At 46.8% G+C, this 2,452-nt stretch carries 3 protein-coding genes; all 3 read left to right on the top strand.

Annotated features, from left to right (window positions below; genetic code table 11):
• Positions 1–85: 85 nt before the first annotated feature.
• From tnpA to tnpC, 3 genes are read left to right on the top strand one after another with little or no spacing between them, the layout of a single operon-like run.
• A complete protein-coding gene (gene tnpA, locus GKZ89_RS20655; protein ID WP_155114296.1) occupies positions 86–433 on the top strand; it encodes an IS66 family insertion sequence element accessory protein TnpA in 348 nt (115 codons plus the stop codon).
• Positions 423–782, top strand: a complete 360-nt coding sequence (gene tnpB / locus GKZ89_RS20660; RefSeq protein WP_155114297.1) for an IS66 family insertion sequence element accessory protein TnpB — start codon at positions 423–425, stop codon at positions 780–782. Before tnpA ends, tnpB begins: the two co-directional genes overlap by 11 nt.
• Positions 783–812: 30 nt before the next feature.
• Positions 813–2,396: an IS66 family transposase gene (tnpC, locus tag GKZ89_RS20665; protein WP_155114298.1), complete on the top strand. Its 1,584-nt coding sequence runs from the start codon at positions 813–815 to the stop codon at positions 2,394–2,396.
• The last annotated feature ends 56 nt before the right edge of the window (positions 2,397–2,452 follow it).

A 2,452-nucleotide genomic window follows, 5' to 3' on the forward strand; every position in this document is an offset into this window, starting at 1 on the left:
GTAAGCGTTAAATAAACCACACCTTCAGTCTAAGTTTCCCCCATGAGATACTCTTTTTAACTTCTATCTGAAAGGGGAAAAACGATTGAATTCTACAGATCAAGACGTAGTTCTATCTAAAGATGAAAGTGAACAGGTCTGGATCCAACGGATCCAAGAATGGCAGGAAAGCGGACAATCCATCTCTGAATGGGTTAGAGATCGGGGAGATTTTTCGTTAAGCCAGTTTCATCATGCGAGAAGAAGGCTCTTTCCTGAAGATATTCGAAAGAATGACTTTGTAGAGAATCCTACACAGTGGTCTCACCTTACGGTAGAGATACCGGCCTCTTCCTTTGATGTTCACATTAACGGCTGCCGGATTGTCGTGAAAGCAGGATTTGACCAGGAGCTTCTTCGCGAAGTCGTGGAGGTGCTGAAAGATGCGGATTAATTTAGATGGAATTACAGGAATTTACGTTGCCCATGGGGTGACGGATATGCGCCTGTCGATGGATGGATTAGCCGCCAAAGTACAGGAGACCTTTCAATTGAATCCCTGCTCGTCCAATCTATTTCTGTTCAGTAACCGTGCGCGTGACCGAGTGAAGATCCTTCACTGGGACCACAATGGATTTTGGCTTTATTACCGGCGACTGGAGAATGGAAGATTTCAATGGCCCGATGGGGCCGAAGATCAGCCCGCAAAACTACATCCCCGGCAGCTGCGATGGCTGATGGAGGGACTAACCTTGGAAGAGGGAAAAGTATTTCCGAGCATAAAAGCAAATAAAATCATTTAAAGTTCACTGAAGGTGTCGTATCCTAGTCTTATGAGACATTCAACGACACCTTCACCCAATCAAACTAAAAAAGACCGCATAGAAGCTCTTGAAAAGCAAAACAAGGAACTGAAAGCCCTTGTCGCTTGGTATGAAGAGCAATTCCGCTTAAAAAAACACCAGGAATTTGGTGCCTCCAGCGAGAAAACTCCGGACGATCAACTTTCGCTTCCTCTTTTCAATGAGGCAGAAATTACGGCGACTCCGTTAGAAGAAGAGCCGGAAGAAGAAGCTTGTGCCGAAGCTACACCAACAAAATCCCCGCGAAAAACTATCTCTGCGGATTTACCTCTGGAGACCGTCACCCATACCCTGCCTAAAGAGGAGCAGGCTTGTTCGAGCTGTGGCAACGAGCTTCATATGATGAAGAAAGAAGTCCGTAGAGAACTTGAAATCATTCCGGCTCAAGTAAAGGTCGTTGAGCATGAACGGGAAGTCTACGCCTGCCGTACTTGTGAACGGGAAGGAATCACGACGCCCATTCTTCGAGCCCCCATGCCGAATCCTGTGTTCCCGAAAAGCATGGCTTCTCCTTCGGCGGTTGCATACGTGCTGACTCAAAAATACATGGCGGGCATTCCGCTTTACCGTCTGGAGAAGCAGTTCGAACAGCTAGGTGTCCCTCTTTCCCGCCAAACCCTGTCTAACTGGACTCTCTATAGTGCGGACCAATGGTTTGACCCATTGATACAGCACATGAGGAAGCATTTGGGGAATCAGGAGGTTCTTCATGCGGATGAAACTACGGTTCAAGTCCTCCAGGAAAAAGGAAGGGCACCGACAACAAACTCCTACATGTGGATGTACCGGACGGGAAAAACCAGTCCGCCTTGTGTGCTGTTTGACTATCAGACGACCCGGGCAGCGAAGCATCCACAGCGGTTCCTTAAAGATTTCAAGGGGAAGCTGCATGTAGATGGCTATTCCAGCTATGAGTCCTTGCCAGGAGTCACCCTGTCGGGTTGTTGGGCCCATGCCCGAAGAAAGTTTGATGAGGCACAGAAGTCAGCCCCACCAAAACAAGGGGGCCAGCTGACGCTGGCTGAGCAGGCTCTTCAAGAAATCGGGAGAATCTATAAAGTGGAAAAGGAAATTGCAAAAGGGGAATCCACGCCCGAAGAACGCTTTAGTATCCGCCAGAAGCAAAGTAAACCTTTGGTAGAGGCGTTTTTCACATGGCTAAAAAAGATTCGTCCGCAAGTACTGCCGAAAAGCAGCTTGGGTATCGCTATAAAGTACACTCTCAACCAGCAAAGAAAGCTCGAAGAGCCTTTTAAGGATGGCCGGCTGGAGATTGATAACAACCTGGCGGAAAGAAGCATTAAACCTTTTGTCATTGGCAGAAAGAATTGGCTTTTCTCCCAATCTTCAAAAGGTGCAAAAGCAAGTGCTACTGTGTACAGCCTGATTGAAACCGCTAAAGAAAATCAGTTAAACGTGTTTCAGTACCTCGTTTATTTGTTTGAAACGATGCCCAACATCGATCATAAGGACTCACAAAAGATTGAAGGTCTTATGCCTTGGTCTAAAACCTTGCCAGGCTCGTGTTACTTAAACAAGGAAAAAACTGAATAACTACATGATAAAGGATCCACGCCTTCTCTTTAAGGTGTGGATCCTTTTACGCTTAC

The organism is Metabacillus mangrovi, assembly GCF_009711125.1.
Taxonomy (GTDB): Bacteria; Bacillota; Bacilli; order Bacillales; family Bacillaceae; genus Metabacillus_B; species Metabacillus_B mangrovi.

Coding starts and splice junctions, on each gene's coding strand:
- tnpB (WP_155114297.1), top strand. CDS start 423: ATGCGGATTAATTTAGATGGAATTACAGGAATTTACGTTGCCCATGGG.
- tnpC (WP_155114298.1), top strand. CDS start 813: ATGAGACATTCAACGACACCTTCACCCAATCAAACTAAAAAAGACCGC.